At 37.4% G+C, this 25,602-nt stretch carries 22 protein-coding genes; 15 read left to right on the top strand and 7 right to left on the bottom strand.

The features are described 5' to 3' along the window. Positions 1-23 precede the first annotated feature (23 nt). Positions 24-869: a PHP domain-containing protein gene (locus SP041_RS05615; RefSeq protein WP_037047847.1), complete on the bottom strand. Its 846-nt coding sequence runs from the start codon at positions 867-869 to the stop codon at positions 24-26. Positions 870-1,206: 337 nt separating this feature from the next. Between SP041_RS05615 and SP041_RS05610 the strand changes: the two genes are divergently transcribed. The 7 genes from SP041_RS05610 (at position 1,207) to SP041_RS05580 (ending at position 8,603) form a co-directional block, all read left to right on the top strand. Beyond that, positions 1,207-2,841 carry an anthranilate synthase component 1 gene (locus SP041_RS05610; protein ID WP_025562719.1) on the top strand — a complete coding sequence of 545 codons (1,635 nt, stop codon included), beginning with the start codon at positions 1,207-1,209 and terminating at the stop codon, positions 2,839-2,841. Positions 2,842-2,845: 4 nt separating this feature from the next. Continuing rightward, on the top strand, positions 2,846-3,475 hold the full coding sequence (locus SP041_RS05605; protein WP_025562720.1) for an aminodeoxychorismate/anthranilate synthase component II: 630 nt from the start codon (positions 2,846-2,848) through the stop codon (positions 3,473-3,475). Next, positions 3,475-4,497 carry an anthranilate phosphoribosyltransferase gene (gene trpD / locus SP041_RS05600; protein ID WP_025562721.1) on the top strand — a complete coding sequence of 341 codons (1,023 nt, stop codon included), beginning with the start codon at positions 3,475-3,477 and terminating at the stop codon, positions 4,495-4,497. The genes SP041_RS05605 and trpD overlap by 1 nt, the downstream gene beginning before the upstream one ends. Beyond that, on the top strand, positions 4,490-5,911 hold the full coding sequence (trpCF, locus tag SP041_RS05595) for a bifunctional indole-3-glycerol-phosphate synthase TrpC/phosphoribosylanthranilate isomerase TrpF (RefSeq protein WP_025562722.1): 1,422 nt from the start codon (positions 4,490-4,492) through the stop codon (positions 5,909-5,911). Before trpD ends, trpCF begins: the two co-directional genes overlap by 8 nt. An 83-nt stretch (positions 5,912-5,994) precedes the next feature. Further along, positions 5,995-7,182 carry a tryptophan synthase subunit beta gene (gene trpB, locus SP041_RS05590; RefSeq protein WP_025562723.1) on the top strand — a complete coding sequence of 396 codons (1,188 nt, stop codon included), beginning with the start codon at positions 5,995-5,997 and terminating at the stop codon, positions 7,180-7,182. Beyond that, positions 7,182-8,006 (top strand): tryptophan synthase subunit alpha, encoded by an 825-nt coding sequence (trpA, locus tag SP041_RS05585; protein WP_025562725.1) that lies wholly within the window; start codon positions 7,182-7,184, stop codon positions 8,004-8,006. The genes trpB and trpA overlap by 1 nt, the downstream gene beginning before the upstream one ends. 27 nt (positions 8,007-8,033) lie before the next feature. Beyond that, positions 8,034-8,603: a septation protein A gene (locus tag SP041_RS05580; RefSeq protein WP_025562726.1), complete on the top strand. Its 570-nt coding sequence runs from the start codon at positions 8,034-8,036 to the stop codon at positions 8,601-8,603. Between the two features lie 134 nt (positions 8,604-8,737). Here SP041_RS05580 and SP041_RS05575 read toward each other — a convergent pair whose 3' ends face one another. Further along, positions 8,738-9,487 (bottom strand): SDR family oxidoreductase, encoded by a 750-nt coding sequence (locus tag SP041_RS05575; protein WP_025562727.1) that lies wholly within the window; start codon positions 9,485-9,487, stop codon positions 8,738-8,740. Between the two features lie 649 nt (positions 9,488-10,136). Here SP041_RS05575 and SP041_RS05570 point away from each other — a divergent pair. Next, positions 10,137-11,396, top strand: a complete 1,260-nt coding sequence (locus SP041_RS05570) for a D-amino acid dehydrogenase (protein ID WP_025562728.1) — start codon at positions 10,137-10,139, stop codon at positions 11,394-11,396. A 9-nt stretch (positions 11,397-11,405) separates the two neighbouring features. Then, positions 11,406-12,488 (top strand): alanine racemase, encoded by a 1,083-nt coding sequence (gene alr, locus SP041_RS05565; RefSeq protein WP_025562729.1) that lies wholly within the window; start codon positions 11,406-11,408, stop codon positions 12,486-12,488. A 199-nt stretch (positions 12,489-12,687) separates the two neighbouring features. Here the strand turns inward: alr and SP041_RS05560 are convergent, their stop codons facing one another. The 4 genes from SP041_RS05560 to djlA all read right to left on the bottom strand — a co-directional run bounded on the left by SP041_RS05560 (position 12,688) and on the right by djlA (position 17,205). Then, the gene (locus SP041_RS05560; protein ID WP_025562730.1) at positions 12,688-14,157 is read right to left on the bottom strand and encodes an HD domain-containing phosphohydrolase; all 1,470 of its coding nucleotides are present in this window, start codon (positions 14,155-14,157) and stop codon (positions 12,688-12,690) included. Positions 14,158-14,628: 471 nt separating this feature from the next. Beyond that, a complete protein-coding gene (gene dapD, locus SP041_RS05555; RefSeq protein ID WP_025562732.1) occupies positions 14,629-15,657 on the bottom strand; it encodes a 2,3,4,5-tetrahydropyridine-2,6-dicarboxylate N-succinyltransferase in 1,029 nt (342 codons plus the stop codon). A gap of 193 nt (positions 15,658-15,850) precedes the next feature. Then, positions 15,851-16,387, bottom strand: a complete 537-nt coding sequence (locus tag SP041_RS05550; protein ID WP_025562733.1) for a DUF2937 family protein — start codon at positions 16,385-16,387, stop codon at positions 15,851-15,853. Between the two features lie 2 nt (positions 16,388-16,389). After that, entirely contained in the window at positions 16,390-17,205 is an 816-nt protein-coding gene (gene djlA, locus SP041_RS05545) for a co-chaperone DjlA (RefSeq protein WP_025562734.1), read from the bottom strand. A 222-nt stretch (positions 17,206-17,427) separates the two neighbouring features. Between djlA and lptD the strand changes: the two genes are divergently transcribed. From lptD to SP041_RS05520, 5 genes are read left to right on the top strand one after another with little or no spacing between them, the layout of a single operon-like run. Further along, on the top strand, positions 17,428-19,818 hold the full coding sequence (gene lptD, locus SP041_RS05540; RefSeq protein WP_025562736.1) for an LPS assembly protein LptD: 2,391 nt from the start codon (positions 17,428-17,430) through the stop codon (positions 19,816-19,818). Between the two features lie 10 nt (positions 19,819-19,828). Then, entirely contained in the window at positions 19,829-21,145 is a 1,317-nt protein-coding gene (surA, locus tag SP041_RS05535; RefSeq protein ID WP_025562737.1) for a peptidylprolyl isomerase SurA, read from the top strand. Next, positions 21,145-22,140: a 4-hydroxythreonine-4-phosphate dehydrogenase PdxA gene (gene pdxA / locus SP041_RS05530; protein WP_025562738.1), complete on the top strand. Its 996-nt coding sequence runs from the start codon at positions 21,145-21,147 to the stop codon at positions 22,138-22,140. Before surA ends, pdxA begins: the two co-directional genes overlap by 1 nt. Before the next feature lie 2 nt (positions 22,141-22,142). Beyond that, entirely contained in the window at positions 22,143-22,958 is an 816-nt protein-coding gene (gene rsmA, locus SP041_RS05525) for a 16S rRNA (adenine(1518)-N(6)/adenine(1519)-N(6))-dimethyltransferase RsmA (protein WP_025562739.1), read from the top strand. A 7-nt stretch (positions 22,959-22,965) separates the two neighbouring features. Continuing rightward, a complete protein-coding gene (locus tag SP041_RS05520; RefSeq protein ID WP_025562741.1) occupies positions 22,966-23,778 on the top strand; it encodes a symmetrical bis(5'-nucleosyl)-tetraphosphatase in 813 nt (270 codons plus the stop codon). A 65-nt stretch (positions 23,779-23,843) separates the two neighbouring features. Here the strand turns inward: SP041_RS05520 and folA are convergent, their stop codons facing one another. Next, a complete protein-coding gene (gene folA / locus SP041_RS05515; protein WP_025562742.1) occupies positions 23,844-24,338 on the bottom strand; it encodes a type 3 dihydrofolate reductase in 495 nt (164 codons plus the stop codon). Positions 24,339-24,583: 245 nt separating this feature from the next. On the opposite strand from folA, the gene SP041_RS05510 reads away from it, so the two are divergent. Next, positions 24,584-25,573 (top strand): DUF2333 family protein, encoded by a 990-nt coding sequence (locus SP041_RS05510; RefSeq protein ID WP_025562743.1) that lies wholly within the window; start codon positions 24,584-24,586, stop codon positions 25,571-25,573. The last annotated feature ends 29 nt before the right edge of the window (positions 25,574-25,602 follow it).

Here is a 25,602-nt window from a genome sequence, read left to right as displayed (position 1 = left end):
TTTTATAAAAATAGGTTACTTAATCAAACCGATTGGCAAGCAGGCCAATTATGCCAAATTGGCTGGCAAATATCAGGTAAAAATAAACTTTTTCCTAAATCACGCCAACGCCCAACAAAATGAAAGTCACTGCCCTGTGAAGCCATTAAGCCATATTCTTTACTCCACATACCTAGCTGTAAGCGCATTTGTGGTGATTGCTGTCCGATAGCCACTTCCATTGCATCGCCATCGGCGGCTTTAAAGGTGATTAACAATTTTCTTAACCATTTATTCGATAAGCTGTAAGCATCTGGATGAGCGAGTATTGCTTGACCACCAGCGGCATGAATGACAGCGATAGCATCAGCTAAATCGACCCAATCATGTGGCACATAACCGGTATTACCACGGCTTAAGTATTTATCGAATACTTTAGGAAAAGTAGGAGCAACACCAATTTCAACGAGATAACGAGCAAAATGTGCGCGTGTGATAGCACCATCGCCAGCTAAGGCCTTTGCCCCTTCATAGACATTCTCTATATTAGCTTTCGCTAAACGTCTGCCCATTTCAATAGCACGCTGTTCACGTTTATCTTTCTGAATTTCAATTAACTCAACTAATGCAGGATGTGTAGGATCGATATTTAATCCAACCACATGAATCTCGTGATTCAACCAATTAGTGGTCACTTCGATACCATTAATTAATTGCAGTTTTAAATCATTATCTTGAATATACTGCGTCGCTTCAACTAATCCATCGACAGTATCGTGATCAGTAATCGCTAAAAAATGAACTTGTCTATTTTCAGCACGTTGTACTAATTCGCTGGGTGTGAGTTGTCCATCTGAGGCTTTAGTATGAGAATGAAGATCGATTAACATGAATATCCTAAAAATAACCTTGACATTAGGAGCAGAATGCAAAAAAATAAGTCCTAATTAATACGGGACGCATAATATATGATTTTTAATACAATTACTCTTAAAGATTCTTGGTGGCACTCATTCTCATAAGCGAGCAATGAGGTTTTTGTATATTTAATTTCCCCAGAAAACCAATTTTAAAGCTCGCATCTTGCGGGCTTTTTTCATATTTGGAACAAACAAAAAATAAACAGGTAGGCGACAATGACCATTTTTTACACAGTCTTTAGTTGGCGATGGCAAATAAAACACTAATAAAAAACCATTTGCTCATTATATTATTAAGGACTTAAACATGAATACTCTACACCCAATTGGCGTATTAAAAACCATTGAAGCACCCTGCAGTTACATCCAAGATTCACTAGGATTATTTCAACAAATCAGTGCAGATAGCGACCATCACTTACTGTTCGACTCAGCAGAGATTGAAAGTAAAGAACATTTAAAAAGTTTGCTACTTGTTGATGCCTGTTTGAAACTGACTTGCCAAGGTTTAGTGGTCACACTAGAAGCATTAACCGATAACGGTAAAGATCTTCTCACCTTCATTGCACCAAAATTTTCAACACAGCTCATTACTGGTCAAACACCAAGCCAATTACAACTCACTTTTCCACAATCTGATACTAGTGGCGATGAAGACCAACGTTTAAAATCAGCTTCTCCAATGGATGCCATACGTTGTTTAGTTGACCGTATCAAAAAACGTTCTGCACATTCAGAAGCGTTATTTTTAGGTGGCGTATTTGCCTATGACTTTATTGCTACTTTTGAGCAATTAATAGAGGTGCCTGATGGTGAGAACACCACGCCTGATTATGTTTTTTATGTAGCAGAAACATTAATGATTCACGATCATCAAACTCAACAGGGTGAAATATTAGGCAGTATTTTTGGTGGTTTATATTCAGATGAAAGCGAACTTAGAATTACCCAACGCATTGCTGAATTACAAGGCCTATGCGATAACTTCATCGCTCCTATTAACCAGCAAATAACCATTGATGCGAAAGTTTCAGTTGATGTCTCAGATGCAGAATATTGCGACATCGTAAAGCAACTCAAAACCAATATCGTCAAAGGTGACATTTTTCAAGTGGTGCCTTCTCGTAGTTTCTCATTACCTTGTCCAGATCCAATTTCAGCTTACCAAAAACTAAAAGAAACCAATCCAAGTCCTTACATGTTTTATTTAAAGGACAGTGATTTCATCTTATTTGGAGCCTCACCAGAGAGCGCAATTAAATTTACACAAGAAACACAAGATGTTGAAATTTACCCTATTGCAGGCACGCGTCGTCGTGGTTTTAATAAAGATGGCACTATCAATAAAGATTTAGATGGCCGCTTAGAATTAGAGTTACGTTTAGATAAAAAAGAAACCTCTGAACACCTTATGTTAGTTGATTTAGCACGTAATGATGTTGCACGCATTAGTGAACCTGGAACACGCCACGTTGCTGAACTATTACAAGTTGACCGTTACAGTCATGTTATGCACTTGGTGTCACGTGTTGTGGGTAAATTACGCAGTGATTTAGATGCACTACACGCTTATCAAGCTTGTATGAACATGGGCACCTTAGTCGGTGCACCGAAAATAAGTGCGTCTAATCTAGTCCGAAAAGTCGAGAAAAAACGTCGTGGTAGTTATGGCGGCGCTGTTGGTTACATTAACGGTAATGGTGATATGGATAGCTGTATTGTTATTCGTTCTGCTTTTGTAAAAGATGGTATTGCACAAGCACAAGCAGGTGCCGGTGTTGTTTATGATTCAGTCCCTCAGCTTGAAGCAGATGAAACACGTAGTAAAGCCGCTGCCGTATTAAATGCAGTCGCATTAGCTCACGGAACAACATTAGCTAACGTAACGTCAACCAAAGTAACGTCAGCAGTTAACGACACAGCCACTAAGCAAGGGGAATAAGGTCATGACAACTCAAACTAATAAAATCAACCAAACGCTTAAAGCGACCTTATTTTTTCTTGATAACTTTGACTCATTTACTTACAACTTAGTGGATCAATTTAAAACCGCAGGTTATCCCGTTAAGATTTATCGCAATAACCAAAGCGCAGAACAAATTAAAGCACACATTGATGCTTGTGAAGGTGAAGTTGTTTTAGTGTTATCACCAGGTCCAGGAACACCAAGTGCTGCGGGTTGTATGATCGATTTAATCACTTTATGTAAAGGCCAAGTGCCTATTTTAGGGATATGTTTAGGTCACCAAGCATTAATAGAACAATACGGTGGTGTCGTTGGCCAAGCAGACGAAATACAACATGGTAAATCCTCTTTAATTGAACATTGTGCTGACAAAATGTTCGCAGGACTATCACAACCGCTATCTGTTGCACGTTATCACTCTTTAGTGGGTACATCAGTTCCCGCTTCACTTGAAATCGTGGCACAATATAACGGTATGTGCATGTCGATTTATCATCAACAAGATAAGGTGATCGGTTTTCAATTTCACCCTGAATCCATTTTAACTTGTGAAGGTGCACAGCTTTTAGAAAACAGTCTCAACTTACTGACTGCAACGGAGAACAAATAATGAGCCAATATGATGTACAACCGACCTTAGAAAAGCTTTATCAAGGTGAAGGGCTCAGCGAGCAACAAAGTCAGGCATTTTTTGAACAAGTTGTTTCAGGCGAAATCGATCCCATCGTATTAGGGTCAGTCTTAACGGCACTAAAAATAAAAGGTGAAACACCGACTGAAATAACAGGGGCAGCCAAAGCTCTCTTAGCGCAAGCTAAAAAGTTTCCGCGTCCTGATTATCCTTTTACAGATATCGTTGGCACAGGCGGAGATGGTCTAGGCACCATTAACATTTCAACAGCGAGCGCATTTGTGGCAGCAGCCTGTGGTGTTAAAGTCTGTAAACATGGTAGTCGTAGTGTTTCAAGTAAGTCAGGCTCTTCTGACTTATTAGCGGCTTTTGGTATTAATCTTGAAATGTCACCAGAAACAGCACGTCAATGTTTAGATGATTTGAACGTTTGTTTCATTTTTGCGCCAAGTTACCACGCAGGAATGCGTTTTGCAGCGCCCGTTCGAGCAGCATTAAAAACACGTTCAATATTCAATGTGCTCGGTCCATTAGTGAATCCGGCACGTCCTGATTTTGAATTAATGGGTGTTTATGCACCAGAGTTATTGTTACCGATTGCAAAAGTACACCAACAATTAGGCATGAAACGTGTCATGGTCGTGTATGGCAGTGGTTTAGATGAAGTCGCTTTACATGGCAGCACTCAGGTCGCTGAATTACATAACGGTGAAATAACAGAATACACATTAACACCGGAAGATTTCGGCGTTGATTACTACCCTGTTGAGAGCATCTTTGGTGGCACACCAGAAGAAAACAAAGTCATCATAGAACAAATTTTACAAGGTAAAGGCACCGCGGCTCAACAAGCTGCTGTCGCAATTAACGTATCTGCGCTACTCGTGTTAAACGGTAAAGCAGATAACTTTAAACAAGGTACAGAAATGGCATTAGCAAGCATGCAATCAGGTCAACCTCTCTCACTATTAAAACAACTTGCGGAGCAAAGCAATGCTTAACGATCAAAGTTTACAAGATACTATTTTAGGCAAAATTGTTGATGACAAGTTGCTATGGGTTGAAGAAAAAAAACAACAGCAACCTTTAATTAAATTTAAAGACGAACTAGTAGAAAGCGATCGCCACTTTTACCAAGCACTAGACCAAGATAAAAGTGTTTTTATTCTTGAATGTAAAAAAGCCTCTCCATCAAAAGGCCTAATACGTGAAGATTTCGATTTAGACTTAATAGCAGGCGTTTATAAAAACTACGCATCAGCTATTTCAGTGCTAACGGATACAAAATACTTTCAAGGTGACTTTGAGTACATTAATAAAGTACGTGAGCAAGTCACTCAACCTGTTATCTGTAAAGACTTCATTGTTGACCCATACCAAATTTACTTAGCGCGCCATTACAACGCAGATGCAATTTTATTAATGCTCTCTGTGTTAGATGATGATGCTTACCAAGCTTATCGTGATACCGCACATAGCTTAAATATGGGTGTGTTAACCGAAGTCAGTAATGAACATGAACTAGTTCGAGCAATAGCGCTCAATGCTAAAGTAATTGGTATTAACAATAGAGACTTACGTGATCTTAGTATCGATTTAAACCGTACTAAAGAGCTAGCAGTAAAAATCCCTGCAGACCGTATCGTCATCTCAGAATCGGGGATTTACAACCACCAGCAAGTGAAAGAACTAAGTCAATTTGCGAATGGATTTTTAGTCGGTAGCTCTATTATGTCTCAACCCAATATTGACCGAGCTTGTAGACAACTTATTTTAGGCGAAAATAAAGTGTGTGGATTAACTCACGCACGTGATGCAGCAGATGTCCATAAAGCGGGCGCAGTTTATGGTGGCTTAATTTTTGTTGAAAAATCACCTCGTTTTGTTGCATTAGAACAAGCTCGTTTAGTCATGTTGGGCGCACCATTAATGTACGTCGGTGTATTCCAAAATGAAGAAATTGAGTTAATCGCCTACACCGCTAAAAGCTTAGGGTTAAGCGCAGTGCAGTTACATGGTGATGAAACACCAAAATACATTAAAGAGCTATTAACAGTATTACCTAAAAGCTGTGAGATTTGGAAAGCCCATGGCATCAGCGATAGCTTGCCAGAATTTGAAAAATATAATGTCAGTAAACATATATTAGATACACGTGTTGGTACGCAAAGTGGCGGTACCGGTAAAGTATTTGATTGGTCACTGCTTACTGCACAACAAGATAAATTACTCGATATTGATAAAAGTAAAATTATATTAGCCGGTGGTTTAACACCTGAAAATGCACAACAAGCAGCATTAATAGGCTGTGCAGGATTAGACTTTAATTCAGGTGTGGAATCTGCCCCAGGTAAAAAAGACGCAGACAAATTAAATCGTAGTTTCTCAGCAATACGTCGTTACATGAAACGATAGGCATGAAGCGATAGTCATGAAGACATAATCATGGCTCATGATAAGAAACATGCAGTAATAAACGCATTAGAAGGTAAAAAAACATGAAAACGTTAGACGCTTATTTTGGTGACTTTGGTGGTATGTACGTACCACAAATTTTGGTCCCAGCATTACAACAACTTGAAGCAGAATTTTTAAAAGCACAAACAGATGATGCTTTTAATGCTGAATTACAAGAATTATTAACAGAGTATGCAGGACGCCCTACTCCGTTAACATTGTGTCGTAATTTAACAAAAGGTAAAAAGACTAAACTATACCTTAAACGTGAGGACTTATTACACGGTGGTGCACATAAAACTAACCAAGTACTAGGACAAGCGCTATTAGCAAAACGTATGGGTAAAACTGAAATTATTGCTGAAACAGGTGCAGGCCAACACGGTGTTGCAACAGCGTTAGCTTGCGCACTATTAGGGCTAAAATGCCGTATTTACATGGGCGCAGTAGATTGCGAACGCCAAAAGCCAAACATGTTTAGAATGCGCTTAATGGGCGCAGAAGTTATTCCTGTAACATCGGGTTCTGCAACCTTAAAAGACGCGTGTAATGAAGCATTGCGTGACTGGGCTGGTAGTTACGATACCTCACATTATTTATTAGGTACTGCGGCTGGACCACACCCATTCCCGACGATTGTGCGTGAATACCAAAAAGTAATTGGTGAAGAATCAAAAATTCAATGTCTACGTAAAGAAGGTATTTTGCCTGATAAAGTCATTGCTTGTGTTGGTGGCGGTTCAAATGCAATTGGTATTTTCAGCGACTTTATTGATGACGAAGGGGTTGAGTTGATTGGCGTTGAACCTGGTGGCCACGGTATTGAAACAGGTGAGCATGGTTGCCCTATCGCGTGTGGTACTGACGGCATTTTCTTCGGTATGAAATCATTAATGATGCAAGATGAACAAGGTCAAATTCAAGAGTCATATTCAATTTCAGCGGGTCTTGATTTTCCATCTGTTGGTCCGCAACACGCACATCTAGCAAAAACAGGTCGAGCACAGTATGTGAACGCTACTGATGATGAAGCATTAATGGCATTTAAAGCACTCGCGGAGCAAGAAGGTATCATCCCTGCTTTAGAGTCTGCACATGCATTAGCGCACGCACTAAAAATCATTGAAGAAGATGACAAAGAGCAAGTGATTATTGTTAACTTATCTGGACGTGGTGATAAAGATATTTTCACTGTTGCTGATATTTTCGAAAAAAGAGGCCTGATCTAATGACTTATGATCTACAAACAACACGTTATGCAGACTTATTTGAACGTTTAGCCGCTAAAAACGAAGGGGCTTTTGTTCCTTTTGTTACTATTGGCGATCCAAACCGTGATCAATCTTTAAGTATCATCAAAACATTGGTTGAAGCGGGTGCTGATGCTTTAGAGTTAGGTATTCCATTTTCGGATCCAGTGGCTGACGGTACTGTAATTCAAGACGCATCAATTCGTGCATTAGAAGCAGGTACGACACCGCAGGTTTGTTTTGAAATCATTAAAGAAGTTCGTGCTGAATACCCTGAAGTGCCAATTGGTTTATTGTTATATGTAAACTTGGTGTTCCGTAACGGTATTGAGAACTTTTACCAACGTTGTAAAGAAGCTGGTGTTGATTCTATTTTAATCGCAGATGTTCCTTTACACGAAAGTGCTCCGTATCGTGCAGCAGCTGAAAAATTTGGTTTACAACAAATATTTATTGCCCCACCTAACGGTGATAAAGCAACATTGCAGCAAGTTGCAGAATATGGTCAAGGTTATACTTATCTACTAAGCCGAGCGGGTGTGACTGGCGCAGATGCAAAAGCAGGTATGCCGGTTGAACATATGCTTGAAACATTAGGTGAGTATAATGCTCCTCCTTCATTGTTAGGGTTTGGTATTTCACAACCAGAGCAAGTTGCTAATGCCATTAAATCTGGAGCAGCAGGTGCTATTTCAGGCTCAGCAGTGGTTAAGGTGATTGAACGTAATCTTGATAACCCAGATAAAATGAAAACAGAAATGTCTGACTTTATCAGTGCAATGAAAGCAGCCACTATTAAATAACCTATTCACTTTAAAGAAGAGAGTTTCATGAAACAATTGCTTGAATTTATACCGCTAATTATCTTTTTTGCCGTTTATAAAATGGTCGACATTTATGCGGCAACGGGATCATTGATCGTAACCACAGGTTTATTGCTGGCTTATAACTACTTTAAGCACGGTAAAGTTGAAAAAATGCAAGTGATTACCTTTATAATGGTCTTTGTATTCGGCACATTAACGTTGATTTTACACGATGATGTGTTTATCAAATGGAAAGTCACCTTCATCTACGCATTGTTTGCAGTTGCACTGTTAGCGAGTCAATTCATCTTTAAAAAGCCAATCATTAAACAGATGCTAGGTAAAGAAATCACCTTGCCTGATAAAGTCTGGAATAATTTAAATATTGCTTGGGCTCTTTTCTTTATTGCACTTAGCTTACTTAATATCTATGTTGCATTTAGTTTGCCTCAAGAAGTCTGGGTAAACTTTAAAGTCTTTGGATTAATGGGAGCGACATTAGTGTTCACCCTATTCAGTGGTGTTTATATTTATAAGTACCTACCAAAAGACAAAGAAAAAACAGAAGTAGAGACTAACAAAGAGTCTGAGTAATCCCTCTGGAAACTCTTTAATTATTGTGTAAATAGAAATCCGATGTCGTTAATACATCGGATTTTTTATTTAAAAGCCTCGACATTAACCCTACTCCCTCTTCCTACTTACTTTCCCTATTAACTATTAATCGCCTATTTACCTCCTGCTAAATCAATAAAGGTTCCAGTAATATAAGACGCGTCATGTGATAACAGAAATGCAATTGATGCAGCAACCTCTTCTGGTCGACCACCTCGTTGAAGTGGGATTAAATGTTTAACACGTTCGATACGATCTGCTTCTCCACCATCAGCGTGCATAGTCGTATCAATAAACCCAGGACGGACACAATTAACGCGAATATTATCTTTCGCCACTTCAAGTGATAACCCAGTTGTTAAGGTGTCTATTGCCCCTTTTGATGCGGCATAGTCCACATATTCGAAAGGAGACCCTAACCTTGATGCAGCGGAAGAAACATTAACAATTGCCCCACCATTTTTCATTCGTTTAATCGCTTCTCTACAACATAAAAAATAGCTGGTTACATTGATCATCAGTACTTTATTAATTCGTTCAGCTGACATATCAACAACACGCATCTGCGGTAATAAAATACCAGCATTATTCACTAAGTGTGTCACTGGGCCTAAAGTATTATCAAGTGTATTAAAAAGGCGAATAACGTCATCTTCATTCGAAACATCAGCTTGCACTGCAATGGCTTTACCGCCTTCTTTTTCGATGTCAGATACAACGTGATGTGCTGCCGTTTCATTTGCACTATAATTAACACAAACGGCATAACCTAACTTAGCAAGGTGTTTTGCAGTCGCGGCTCCAATACCTCGAGAGCCACCGGTGACTAACACAACCGAATGATTAAGCACTTGAAAAGCCATTCAACGTTCTCCTTGATTATTGTAATTTCGACATCACTTTAACGATGGTATTACTCTATTAAATATTGAACTTTGAACTTTGAACTTTGAACTTTGAACTTTGAAACTGTCAAATGCAGGTATTGACTTAAATATCTGCATCTCTCTTATACATCAGAAGCTGTTATTAAAAGCAGGTATCTGAACGAGTTAAAAGTGACAGTGGAGTTAAATGGCGCTAAATAGTTATTTGATGGTTTTAAAGGCCAAGTAAAATCAAACATAACCGTCTTACGTCATGTAATTCAATACTTCATATATAAAGCGAATGTATCGACATTAGTTCTTCAGCCCTAACCATTACCATTACCACAGAGCCTCATTTTTATAACGATGCACCTATAATTAAAGCTTTATTTAAGTCATCATCAACATAAATAACACAATCTTATTACCTATGTTTATTTAATGTTACTTTACTGTTTCAATGATGATTCCATATTGGTTAAATATTGTCTAACCTCCTAGTTCTACTGCATTTTTCAGATTAAAATGCTAATTTTGGTTTTATTTTAGTTTTTTATGCTGAAACAACTGTAAATACAATCATTAATAATTGTGAATATCATCTATGATGTGTCTTCGAATTGATGATTATTTTGGGATAAAAATGAAAGTTTTAATATTAGGTTCTGGTGTAATAGGCGTAACGAGTGCTTGGTATTTAGCTAAGTCTGGACATGATGTCACGGTAGTTGACAGACAATCAAGCGTTGCTAATGAAACAAGTTTTGCCAATGCAGGGCAAATATCTCCAGGATACTCTGCACCTTGGGCTGCGCCAGGTATTCCAGTTAAAGCAATGAAATGGTTAATGCAAGAACTTGCACCATTAAAAATTAGCATTAAAGATCTAGACACGGAAACGTTAGTTTGGATGACTAAAATGGTCGCAAACTGTAATACTAAAGATTATCACATCAATAAAGCTCGAATGATGAGAGTGGCAGAATATAGCCGAAATTGTTTAAGAGAACTTAGAAAAGAAATTAATATTGAATACAATCATAGAACGCAAGGTACATTGCAAGTATTCCGTACTGAAAGCCAAGTAAAGAGCTCTAAAAAAGACATTGAAGTATTAAAAGAGTGTGGTGTTGAACATAAAATACTAACGGCTGAAGATTGTTTAGGTTATGAACCTGCACTTCATCATACTATTGATAAAATCGTAGGTGGTATTCACTTACCAAATGATGAAACAGGCGATTGTCACATGTTCGTTACTGAATTAGCTAAAGCGTGTGAAGGCTTAGGTGTTAAGTTTGTAATGGATACCAATATTGAGAAAATCAATAAGCAAGGTAGTGAAATCGTCAGTGTTTCTACCAGTAAAGGTGAATTGACTGCAGATGCTTATTTAATGGCTTTAGGCTCTTATTCTACACACATGCTTGCAAACCTTGATATCAGAGTGCCTGTCTACCCTATTAAAGGCTATTCTCTTACTATCCCAATTCAAGACTATTCAGCAGCACCAGAATCAACCGTGATGGATGAAACTTACAAAGTGGCAATCACGCGTTTAGGCGATCGTATTCGAGTTGGTGGAACGGCTGAAATTAGCTCTTATAACTTAGCGTTATTAGAAAAACGTCGTAAAAATATTGAGTTTTCTATTGCTGATTTATTCCCTCATGCAACAGATTTAACTAAAGCTGAATTCTGGACGGGTTTAAGAGCAATGACACCTGATGGCACGCCAATCTTAGGTAAAACCAACATTGATAACTTATTTCTTAATACAGGTCACGGCACACTAGGTTGGACAATGTCTTTAGGTTCAGCAAAATTTGTAAGTGATGTTATTAATGATAAAACACCGGATATTGATGATTCTGGCTTATCAGCTGATCGTTACGCACGTTAGGGGAGAAAAATGGCTAGAACAGCAACAGCGATTATTAACTTAAACGCGATTAAACAAAACTATTTACATTCAAAATTACTTGCTGCACCTGCTAAAGCAATTGCAACGATTAAAGCGAATGCTTATGGTCACGGCGCAATTGAAGTCGCTAACGCTTTAACTGATGTAGCGGATGCATTTGGTGTAGCGTGTATTGAAGAAGCAATAGAATTGCGTGATGCTGGTATTAAACAACCTATCTTATTGTTGGAAGGTTTTTTCACAGCAGACGAATTAGAATACATCAGTGAAAATAATTTGTGGTGTGCAATACATAACCAACATCAACTTGATGCATTAAAAGCAGTAAAGCTTAAGCAGCCGGTTAATGTTTGGTTAAAAATGGACTCAGGTATGCATCGATTAGGTTTTTTACCTGAAGAATATGCAGATGCTTGGCAACAGCTATCTAACTTAGAGCAAGTTGCTAGTATCACCCACATGAGTCACTTTTCATCTGCTGATGATTTAAGCTCGCCATTAACTAAAAAACAAACAGAGTTGTTTATAAACACGATTGGTGAATTACCTGGTGAAATTAGTATTGCTAATTCATCAGCTGTATTGACAAAAGCTGTCAAAGGTAGAAACCAATGGGTGCGCCCAGGCATTATTATTTATGGTTCATCACCTATCGACGATGATGAGCTAGCGTGTCCTTTAATCCCTGCGATGACATTTAAAGCAAAAGTTATCTCTCAGCGTACGATCAATAAAGATGAAAGTGTTGGTTATAACGGTTTATGGACCGCTGAAGAGACAACAAAAATAGGGACAGTGTCAATTGGTTATGCTGATGGATACCCTAGACATGCAGAAAATGGTACGCCTGTTTTTATCAACGGTAAAAAGAGTCAAATATTAGGTCGTGTTTCAATGGATATGGTCATGGTTGATTTATCTATGTTTGAGCAACAAGACTGTATTGGGTTTGATGTGGAATTATGGGGTGATAACATTTCAGTAACCGAGGTAGCTAACTGCTCAGAAACTATCTCATATTCATTATTGTGTGGTTTAACACGCCGAGTCAGTAAAACTTACATAAAATAACCTATCATTAATTTAACGTGATTTGTGAACAATGAATCACGTTAAATTATCTACACCCTCACCTTTTAACTCACTATACCTTTAACAAATCACTTTTATAAAAATACCTACCTTTACGCAACTACTTTAAAATAAAATATTCTGTTCAATCTTTATCTTCAATCTTCAATCTTCAACAAGCACAAATAACTTTCGTACTTTATGCCAATAAATCTTTGGCGCTGTCTTGAAAATGAGCGGCAATAGCAACAAACTTATCTTCAATAGCAAGAAACGCTTTTACCACTGCAGGGTCAAAATGCGAACCCTCCCCTTTCATAATAATATCTTTCGCTTCTTGATGTGAAAAAGCAGGCTTATAAACTCGTTTAGAGATAAGTGCATCGTAGACATCTGCTAAAGCCATTAGTCGTCCAGACAAAGGAATACTTTCCCCTGATAGTTGATTCGGATAACCTGAACCATTCCATTTTTCATGATGTGATAAGGCAATTTCTTTTGCAATTTCTAAAAATGAACTACTGCCTAATTGCTTTTCTGCTATCGATAAAGCGTCCGCACCAATTTGAGCGTGCCCTTTCATAATTTCAAATTCATCGTCGGTTAATTTACCTGGTTTAAGTAATATATTATCAGGAATACCTACTTTACCTACATCATGTAACGGAGCAGACTTATATAACAGTTCGATATAATGAGGGGTTAATAACGCAGAATATGCAGTAGATTCACTTAAATTCTCAGCCAATGCCTTAACATATTCTTGTGTACGTAAAATATGTGCACCGGTTTCATTATCACGAGATTCAGCTAAAGCAGATAAGCTAACTATCGCTACATCCCTTGTTGTTTTCACTTCATTTTGAGCAAACTCAAGACTATCTAACATGCTATTAGTTAATGATGCCGTTGAACCAAACTCATCGTAACTAAAAATAGGCAAACGGGTATTGATATCGCCCTCACTTACCCTTTTTAAGGCACATTCTTGACTTAATAAAATACGCTTAATGACCTTACTCCATAAAAACATAACGGCCATCGCATAACCTGTCACCAAAGCTGCAATATAGATAAGCTCTTTAATAACACTGATTTGACCACTGCCATCCATGACTAGTTCAGGATTATGCTTTAACCAAAAAATATTTTTTACTGCCACCATAGATAATGCCCCCGTCAGGATCACTAATAAAAGTACCACTAACCAAATCATTTGATTAATTAAAGAACTTCGTTGACCTGATAGTTCAAAATCGAATTGCCCATTCAACTCCATTTCATCCATTTGTGCGAGCTTTGCTGAAAGCTGTAAAATACATCCTGTAAAAAAACCAAACAGCGCCATCCCGAAAACAATTTTAACATTACTATCTAACCCAAAATCATAACCAATATTGTAATAAATCGCCAATGGAAGGCTGGCGATGAAGAAGCAAAACGTATCTAACTTTATTTGTTTTATCTGTTTATTCAAGGTGTGATGAGGTAGCAGGAAATGACGGACTAACAATAAAACAGAAAAAGTAATGGATACATGTATCGATACTTCACTGGTCGTCAAAGTCGCTAAAAAGGGGCAAACTCTCCCACCATAAATAGCAAATAAGATAGCCGCTAGAATATAGAGTTTAAAAGTAAGAGAAGCATTATAGTTTGAGCTGTTCATTGTGCGCCTTTTAGTACGTAGATTCATAATATTTTATATTTATTGAATAGCTAAAAATGACTATTACAATGATTTATCACTCATTAAAAGTGCCGAATAGTAGATTGAAATTTATGTTTAACAAAAAAAACAAAAACACCCAAATAACACTATAGCCAATAATAGGTATAAAAACTAAGCAAATGCTTCTCATTTATTAGTAAACAAAAATCAGAATAAGTCAGAATAAGTCAGAATAAGTCAGAATAAATTTATTGCAGTAGACAACTAACTAATCAATAACCAATCAATAACTAACGAATAGCTAATCGATAGCTAACGAACAACTGACCAGTGAAAATTACTTCAGTCATATTAAAAAATATTTTCAAGGCAGGACAACAGGCACAAAAAAGGCTATCCGAAGATAGCCTTAAAGAATTTCAATTTGTTAACTGATACTTATTTTAACTTAAACCGATAAAAAGAGGCTTAGTTAGAATGCAACATACTGTTTAGCTCTACTGCGCTCTTATTAACTAAACATTCAATTTGACCTGTTGTTGAGTTACGACGGAACAGTAAATCGTCTTTATTAGATAATTCACGCGCTTTAACAAAACCTGCGTCATTACCTTCATTATCTAACATTTTAACTTTAGAGCCCGCTGTTACATATAAACCAGATTCAATAGTACAACGGTTACCTAGAGGGAAGCCTAGGCCTGCATTAGCGCCTAATAAGCTATTCTCGCCAATCGCAACCACCATTTTACCGCCACCGGATAACGTACCCATGATAGAAGCGCCACCACCGATATCACTACCTTCGCCAACCATAACACCAGCAGAGATACGACCTTCGACCATGCTAACACCAGCAGTACCAGCATTAAAGTTAATGAAACCTTCGTGCATAACAGTCGTACCTTCACCAACATGTGCACCTAAACGAACACGAGAGGTATCCGCAATACGAACACCTGCAGGTACAACGTAATCAACCATTTTAGGGAATTTATCAACACAATCGACAGTGATAGTTTTACCTTTTAAACGTGCTTTCATTTGGCGATCTTTTAATTCAGGTAAATCGATCGGGCCTTTATTTGTCCATGCAATGTTATGCAGCAAACCAAAAATACCATCTAACACAACACCGTGTGGTTTAACTAAACGATGAGAGATAAGTTGTAATTTTAAGTAGCCTTCAGCAACACTTTGAGGTGCCTCATCTGTTGCGAGAATAACTAACACTAATGGTTGTTTTGATTTAGCAGCAGCCACTGCAAAGTCAGCATTATCTGTATCATCTTCACCATTAAATGCAGCAGCTAATTGCTCTGCAACGTCTGGTTTAACTTCGATGACTTGGTTGCCACCTTCATAACCAGTAATAGCAGCAATAGTCGCTACTAAATCTTCATTTGGGTTTAAAATTGGGTTTGGGAAAAATGCTTCAATGATTTTTTGGTCACGATTTTTAGTAGCTGTACCAAACGCAAGAGAAAATGTAGACATGTATTAAGCTCCGATTTAAAAGTCTATTAGGTGTAAAACACCATAAAATGATTGCTAAAATAATTAGTAGACAATAATAGAGAAGCACTTGCGCAGATGCAAAATTAAAACGTTATAAGCGGAAATTATTTGATATAGATGGGTTTGATACTCATTTAGCGCGGAAATTACGCTTATTATGCATATTTAAGCTTTAAGAGCGCGCTTGGGGTTTATTTTTAATGCCAGGTAATACAGCATAAAAAACTAATTTAAGAAGATAAAAGAAAAGCTCCAGCGATAACATGAAAATAACCGCTACGCTTACCCCAACTAAAATAGCTTGTTGATTAAGTAACACATTAGCTTGATAACCAGACCACGTTTCTTTAAAAACAGGTTGGTTTATTTGCTGGGTTAATGTGCCTAATCGGTACCAAATAGGTTGCTTTAGCTCATCTATTTTTTGTTGTAAAAATTGTACTCGTGAATATGTTTTATCTATTACCAACGCTTCTTCACGATACAAGTTATCTTCACTGCTTTTATGTTTTGTTATCAGTGCGCTTAAATCACCTGAAAAATACTTATTTGCCAATGATTGAAACGCGGCTAATTGTTGTTGAGCTTCAACAAAATGTCCTTGCAAACGCAATTCATATTGTTGTAAAAAATTCGGTAACTGCAAACCTAAAAGCAAACTTAAAGTGAAGACAAGCTGTAAACTATAGCGTTTAATTACCGATAACATTTTTATTTAAAGCCACGATTAGTACGTAAAAGCTCGTAAGCTTTTTGAATATCTTGGGTTTTTTCTTTCGCTAATTCCATCATTTCTTCAGGCAGCCCTTTTGAAGCTAGCTTATCTGGATGGTTTTGACTCATTAATTTACGATAAGCACGCTTTACTTCTTTATCCGTTGCACTGCTATCAACACCTAACACTTGATAAGCATCGCCTTCAGACTGTGCTGTGTTTTGCTGTTGACCGCCCTGACCACCTTGGTGAAAATGCTGTTGTCCTTGAATCATTTGAATCAAACGATCTAACTCAAAACGAGAGAATTTTAAATTTTCAGCAATAACATAAAGAATAGACTTTTCATTCTCGTCAATTTCCCCATCAGAAAAAGCAACTTGTACTTGAATGGCTAAAAACATTTGTAGAACGTTACGCTCACCATGTAAAACACGTACAAATTCTTGTAACCTTTCAACCAATGCAAAATCAGCTTCTTTACCGGCAGTAAAGGCAGCCTGAGCTTGTGCTCTTGCATTGCCATGCAAGTTCATTTGGTCCATATAAGCATTAGCAACTTGAATATCGGTTTGAGTGACTTTACCTTTTGATTTAGCGACATGTCCCATGACAGAAAATGCAGTCTCAAAGAATATTTTTTGTTTATCTGCGCTATTTCCTCGGCCACCTAATATGCCATCTTGCATATTAAAATTACGGCCAACGGCAACATCAAAACGATGGCCTAACCAAACACCTAAGATCAGGCCAAAAAAGTGCCCAAACATAAACCCAAAAAAACCACCTAATAATTTGCCCCATATGCGCATAACTAATAATTACCTTTAAATTAAGAAAATAGTAAAACTGCCGAACATTTTGACTAACTATGTACAGATTTGCCAATTATTTGTACTAAATAACAAAAATACTCACGTAATGGGCAATCAAAGATTGGAGCCAGCAAAAGTTTACTTTATTATACGTGGTTATACTGTTGTTTTCTGCTTAGCGTTTTCTGATGTTTCTAAGCACTTGTAGATGAGTTATTCATGCTAAAACTAATACCATTATTATTTTTTCTATCTCCTATTGCCAGTGCAGTTGCCCAGCAAACTGATACGAGTGATTTAAATGAGACATTAGATTCTGCTAATGAAGCAGAGTTAGAAGTTGTTTCGCAAAGCTTGGAAGAAAAATCAGCACCACGCGATGTTAATTTTTATTTCAGACAATGTTATCAACAAGTTCCTCCTATTACAGAGCGTAACAATAACGTCGATAGAAACCAAATTCCCATCAGCATCGATGCTGACTCTTTAAGAGGGTTAAACGGAAAGGTTATTTATGAAGGAGATGTTAATGCAATACAAGGAGAGAAATCTTTAGATGCAGATAGAATCATATATGACCGAAGTACAGAACAAGCCAATGCAATGGGTAATGCTCGTTATGTTGATGGTCAAGTAACCTTAATTGCAGATGAGATTAATACTAACTTCAAAACTGATGAATCCTCTTTAATCCAGACCCAGTTTCAATTCCATGGACGAGGCGGTCGAGGTAATGCAGAGCGTGTTTATGATAATGGCCAAGGCCAATACGAACTAAATTCATCAAGTTATACAGCCTGCCCTCCGAATGATATTACTTGGAGTTTAGATGCATCAACGCTATATATTGATAAAGAAGCAGATATGGGCACCGCTTATAATGCGGTATTAAGAATAAAAGATGTTCCTGTTTTTTACTTTCCGTACATCAGTTACCCATTATCTGACAAACGTAAAACAGGTATATTGTTCCCTACCTATGAGTTTTCATCGGTTAATGGTTTTACTTATAATCAACCACTCTACATCAACATAGCTCCCAATCAAGACGCAACAATTACGCCGACTTATATGCAAAACCGTGGTCTATTAGTGGCAGCAGAATATCGTTATTTATTCGATGTTGGCTCAGGTACATTGCAATTAGAGTACTTGAATGATGATAAAATTCGTAAAGATGATGACGGTGACGATATAGGTGAGCGTTATTTAGTCCATTTCGATCATGATGTGACTTTTGCGGAAGATTGGAACTTCAATGTAGATTACAACAAAGTTAGTGATGAGTATTACTTCAACGATATCAGTACAGATTATGGTAGCCGAAGCGATAACCAATTGCTGCAAAATGCAAATTTAAACTATACCAAAACAAATTGGAGTGCTGAATTAGAAGTACGTAAGTTCCAAGTGCTTAATGATGCTGATGATGATATGCCACATATTGTATTACCTAAATTAGCCTTTAGCGCTTACCAACCTCTAAATTGGAAAAGCTTACAGTTTGACTGGTATTCTGAAATAACACGCTTTGAGCATAATGATGATGATGTTTACACCGGTACCCGTATTCATGTTGAACCAAAGTTATCTTTACCACTCTATTATGATTCATTGTTTGTGAATACTGAGCTGAAATACATGTTGAGTTATTATCAACAAGACTTAGATAACGCCACTAAATATGATTGGTATGATGATTTAGAAGAGTCAACAGTACGTTACTTACCTTCTTTTAAAATCAATTCAGGTATCAATTTAGAAAGAGATTTTTCTTGGTTTGGTGACGATTACCGCCAAACATTAGTGCCGCAAGTACAGTATTTATATGTTCCATATCAAGATCAGTCTGGTATTGGTTTATATGATACAACAGCCCTACAACAAGATTATTATGGATTGTTTCGTGATAACCGTTACTCTGGTTACGACAGAATAGCAGAAGCGGATCAAATTACCCTTGGTATCTCAACTAGCTTTTTAAATGACCAAGGTAAAGAAAGATTACGTTTTGCGATTGGGCAGAATTATTACTTTTCTGATTCTCGCACCGTATTGCCTACAGATGATGACGATGATAAAGAAACAAACAGATCATCAATAGTCAGTGAAGTTGACGTTAACTTTGATAATGACTACTTCTTCCATGCAGGAATAGAATGGGATAGTGATGATAACTTTATTCAACGTGCTAATACGACGTTTGAAAAACGTTGGGCTTATAATACTTACGCACAATTAAGTTACCGTTATTACAAAGAAGATGAAAATGCTGATTGGGATGAAATTGTTAATCAAATAGGTACAAAGGTAAATTGGTCAATTGACACTCAATGGTCCACTTTTGCTAGCTATTATTATAATGTTGAATTTCAAAACAGTTTTGAGAGTATTATTGGCCTTAAATATCAATCATGTTGCTGGGCTGTTGGTTTAACGTATGACAGACATATGCTCTCTTACTTTGGAGATGAAGCTAGCTATGATGATAATATTGAAACAGAAAGTAGTGTCAGCTTAACACTTGAACTAATGGGTTTAGGTGGGGTTGGTAACTCAGGTTATGAAGATGGTCTATTCGACTACGGTCGTCCATTTTATTTAAAGTAATAGGTAAAAAATGAAATTAACAAAACAATTTTTAAATGTACTTATCTTAGCAACGGCTTTACCGCAGTTTGCTAATGCAGCTGAAGTTCAGCTAGATAAAATTGAAGCAGTTGTAAACAAAGAACTTGTTTTAGCAAGTGATATGAAAAATATGAAACGTGACTTAATTGCACGTTATAAAGAAAATGGAGAAACACTGCCAAATCAAGAAAACATTGATAAGCAGATTCTTGATAAATTAATTAACGACAGATTACAATTACAAATTGCAGAGCGCATTGGTCTGCGTATTAGTGATGCACAACTTGATCAAACCATTGAAGAAATGGCTAAAAATAAAGGTAAAAGTTTAGCTCAAATGCGTTCTGATTTAACGGCTTCTGGTATTAACTATAAAGCATTTGTTAATAATATCCGTGACGAATTAACTGTTAATGAAGTACGTCAAGTTCAAGTTCGTAGACGTATCAATATTTCAGATCAAGAAGTTCAACAGGTGATTGACCGTATCAATCAAGCGGATGAACAAAGTACCGAGCTTAAGGTTGCGCATATCTTATTGAAAGTATCTGATGATGCTTCTGAAGAGAAAAAACAAGCTGCTGATCAAAAAGCACAAAAGCTAGCTAAACAAATTAAAAATGGTGCTGACATCAAACAATTGGCATTAGCAAATTCTGAAGGCCCTAAAGCGTTAGAAGGTGGTGATTGGGGTTGGCGCAAAATGGAAGACATTCCAAGCCTATTTGCTGAAAACTTAGCAGAAACAAATAAAAAAGGCGACATTATTGGTCCATTCCATTCTAGATTGGGTGTTCATATCATCCAAATATTAGATAAAAAAGGTGGCGAAAATATTATGACAGAAGAAGTAAATGCTCGTCATATATTAGTCAAGCCGACTATCATCATGAGTGATGAGAAAGCTAAAGTATTATTAGGTAAATTGCGTCAAGAAATACTAGATGGTACTAAAACATTTGATGAAGTGGCTAAACAATATTCTCAAGACCCAGGTTCTGCTGTAAAAGGCGGAGGTCTAGGTTGGGCAGATCCAAATATGTACGTTCCTGAATTCAGAGATCTTGCAAAATCACAACCTATTGGTGAAATTAGTCAACCATTTCACACCATGCATGGCTGGCATATTTTACAGGTAATTGACAAACGAGAGTCAGACACTACAGAAAGTGCAACAAAACAAAAAGCTTATAGTGTGATATTTAGACAACGTTTTCCAGCTGAGGCTTATGCTTGGTTGAATGAAATTCGTCAAGAAGCATATATTAAAATCAATAACCCTGATTACATTATTGAGGAAGAGTAATGTTACCTCGTATTGTTGTCACCGCAGGCGAACCAAGTGGAATAGGCCCTGATTTAATATTAGAATTAGCTGATAAAACTTGGCCAGTTGAGTTAATTATTTGTGCTGATTTAACGCTCTTAAAATCAAGAGCTGAGTTATTAAATAAAAAAATAACGTTTATTGAATATGATAAAAATAACACTAAACAGGCCCAGTCGATAGGTCAATTGACCGTTGCTCATATTGCTACTGATGCGCCTGTAGAAACAGGCGTGTTAAACGCAGCAAATGGTGCTTATGTACTAGAAACACTTCGCTATGCGAGCCAAGGCTGTTTAAGTGGTGAGTTTTCAGCCGTTGTCACCGCGCCTGTTCACAAAGGTATTATTAATGATGCTGGTGTTACCTTCAGCGGCCATACAGAATTTTTTGCTGAGCAAGCAAATGTAGATTTAGTGGTCATGATGTTAGCAACAACTGGCTTACGTGTTGCATTAGTAACAACACATTTACCACTGTCAGCAGTACCTGCTGCTATCACTGCACCATTAATATCTAACATTGTGACTATTTTGAATGCAGAGTTAATTGAAAAATACGGCATTCAAAAACCAACCATCTATGTTTGTGGTTTAAACCCGCACGCAGGCGAAGGTGGTCACATGGGTAGAGAAGAGATAGAAGTGATTGAGCCAACATTAGATGCATTACGTGCTCAAGGAATTCAGTTAGTTGGCCCTTTACCAGCAGATACCCTATTCCAAGATAAATATTTACAACATGCAGATGCTGTTTTAGCAATGTACCACGACCAAGGTTTACCTGTTTTAAAATACAAAGGTTTTGGTCAGTCCGTTAATATCACATTAGGCTTACCGTTTATTCGTACTTCGGTTGACCATGGCACTGCACTAGATTTAGCTGGCACAGGCAAAGCCGATTCAGGTAGTTTATTGTGTGCAGTCAATGAGGCTATAACAATGGTCCAAAGTAACATCAACAAGGTTAATTAAAAATGAATGATAAAACCCACCTAGGCCATACAGCCCGTAAACGTTTTGGACAAAACTTTTTGCACGATGATTATATCATCGACTCAATTGTTGCTGCCATTTCACCACAAGCGGAAGATAACATAGTAGAAATTGGTCCGGGTTTAGGCGCACTAACAGAGCCCGTTGCAGCTAAAGTAAACTGTTTAAATGTTGTTGAGCTTGACCGCGATTTAGCTGAACGTCTAGAGAAGCACCCCACTTTACGTGATAAATTAAAAATCACTCAAGCCGATGCAATGCGTTTCGACTTTGGGCAATTAGTTCAAGGTGATAAACAACTACGTGTATTTGGTAACTTACCTTACAACATCTCTACACCGCTGATGTTTCACTTGTTTGAATTTGCGGATAAGATTTCTGACATGCACTTCATGCTTCAAAAAGAAGTAGTAAATCGTCTATGTGCAGGACCTGATTGTAAAGCTTACGGTCGTTTAAGTGTAATGGCTCAATATTATTGTAATGTTATTCCTGTACTAGAAGTACCACCGACAGCATTTATCCCTGCCCCTAAAGTTGAATCTGCAGTCGTTCGATTAGAACCTTACGATACGCCGCCTTTTGTGGCTAAAAGCCTTAAAGTATTAAACCAAGTTTGTTCAATGGCTTTTAATCAACGTCGTAAAACCGTTCGTAATGGTTGGAGAGACTTACTAACAGTAGAAGAGCTAACCAGTCTTGATATTAATATTGGTCATCGTGCTGAGAACATTTCTGTTGAAGAATATGTACGAGTGGCAAACTATGTTTATGACCGTTTACAAAAAGAAGCGTAAATAAATAATGGCAACTTATATAGTAGGTGATATTCAAGGATGTTACGACGAATTGAGACAGCTACTATCTTTGGCCAACTTTGACCAAAGTACTGATGAATTATGGGTCGCTGGCGATTTAGTCGCTCGAGGCCCAAAATCACTTCAAACATTGAGATACCTTAAAGAATTAGGGGCAAAAGTCATTTTAGGCAATCATGACCTGCACTTATTAGCAACTTCTATAGGTATTCATAAACCCAAAGTAAAAGACCAAATATCCCCTATTTTAGACGCTGAGGATAGCCACACTTTATTAACATGGTTACGTCAACAACCGCTATTATTAGAACATCCTGAACATAAATTCATTATGGTGCATGCGGGAATATTACCATCATGGTCTATTCAGCAAGCAAAAAAATTAGCACAGGAAGTTGAACAAGAGTTACACGGTGACAACTATAAAGCGTTACTTAAAAATATGTACGGTAACCACCCAACACAATGGCAAGAGACGCTATCAGGTATAGAACGAACACGTTACATTATAAATGTATTCACCCGTATGCGTTATTGCACCTTAAAAGGTGAGCTTGAGTTTGAGAACAAATTAGCCCCAGAGCAAACCGATAGCAGCAAGTTAAAACCTTGGTTTGAAATAACCCCAAGAGATCATCAGCAACCTATCTTATTTGGGCATTGGGCTGCATTACTCGGTAAAACAAACCAACCTGACTTGTACGCATTAGATACAGGCTGCGTATGGGGAAATAGCCTCACTATGATACGTTGGCAAGATAAGAAGTTATTTTCATTACCCTGCCCTGCTTACGGCTAAAATTGATTCAATAACTCATTACAACTAATTTCAACTTATTGCTCTTCAGTTATTGGTGAATAGCTTTAAGTATTCACTCTGTCTAACGTAACAAACTCTAAATTATGCGCATTCTTTTCATCTGCAACATATTCCTCACTTTCTACTTGTTTCCATTCACCTTGTGCTAAATAATCAGGAAAACAGGTATCACCTTTTGTGTCTAAATCAATAAAAGTTAAATATAACCGATTCGCAACGGCTAAAAAGTGTTCATAAATAGTTGCTCCACCAATAATCATTACTTCTTCAACACCTTCCGCTACTAATAAAGCTTGCTCTACTGACGTAACACAGGTCACGCCAGCAATCTCTAATGCAGGATCTCTTGATACAACAATATTCAAACGCCCTGGTAAAGCTCTGCCAATTGAATCATAGGTTTTACGTCCCATGATCACAGGTTTACCTAACGTTGTTTTTTTAAAGTGTTGTAAATCAGCAGGTAAATGCCATGGCATTTGATTATCCAACCCAATCACTCGGTTATGAGCCATTGCTACTATCATTGAAATTTTCATTTTTATCCCAGATTACTTGTTATTTATAAATTTATTGAAAAAATTATTTAGAAACCTATTTAGAAACCTATTTAGAAACTTAATTGTTAAGCTTCATTATTAAACTTAGTTATTCAACTTAGTAATAGAGAAGTTTAACAATTAAGTTTTAAAATTCATCTATTTAATTGCTATCTTGTACATTAAATTTTGTCATTATTATGCTACAGTCTCATTACATTTACAGCTGTAATAGGGAATATAATATGGCCGTTTCAATTAAAAAAAGCATTATACCAATAGTCCTCGTCGTTATTTTTATTTTATGGCTATTATCAATTTGGTGGGGATGGATGCCATCTGCCTATAATGTAAAATCACGCACTCAAGAAGCCGCAAAAATTTCTAATGTAGAGATGATCCCAGGCTATGCAACCACAACCGCTCTGATCGATGTGACCACATGGTTAGTTGATAAACCCGGTGGCTTTTTATCAAATGACATGACGCCTCCCGGCTTAATTATGGATAATATGCCAGCCTTTGAGTATGGTGTGTTAGAGCAGGTTCGAGATTTAGCATTAGTGATGCGTTTAGACTTTAGCCGTTCACAGTCTCAATCAACTGGTGATAAAGATTTAGAAACCGCGCAGAATAAAATGAATATTTCGCACAAAAATTGGATGCTTCCAAGTGCAGAAAAAGAATATAAACTAGCCATTAACGCTTTTAAACGTTACCGCAGCCGTTTGGTTGCAGAAGATCAGACTGAAGCACAGTTTTATACACGTGCCGATAACTTAAGTGATTGGTTACGTGAAATCGAAAAACGTTTAGGGTCTATTTCACAAAACCTAAGTGCGAGTGTCGGTAATGATGTTTTTGATACCAACCTAGCAGGTGACCCAACAGCAAGACAATCAACAAGAAGCGCTTCTGAAGTTGAAATCAAAACAAGCTGGTTTAAAATTGATGATGTTTTCTATGAAAGCCGAGGGGCTACTTGGGCGATTTTACATTTTTTAAAAGCCGTAGAAATTGATTTTGCAGATGTATTAGAAAAGAAAAATGCACAGGTTAGTTTAAAGCAGATCATTCGTGATTTAGAAGCGACTCAAGAAGCCGTATGGAGCCCAATGGTCTTAAATGGCAGTGGCTTTGGTTTCTTAGCAAATCACTCTCTAGTCATGGCAAACTACGTATCGCGTGCTAATGCAGCACTCATTGACTTAAGACGTTTGTTAGAACAAGGTTAATCGTTAACAAACTATAATCGTTGAAACAA

This window comes from Psychromonas sp. SP041, assembly GCF_000470315.2.
In the GTDB taxonomy this organism is placed as follows: Bacteria; Pseudomonadota; Gammaproteobacteria; order Enterobacterales; family Psychromonadaceae; genus Psychromonas.
Note: the sequence above shows the minus strand (reverse complement) of the source record. Positions and strands in the feature narration are given on the sequence as shown.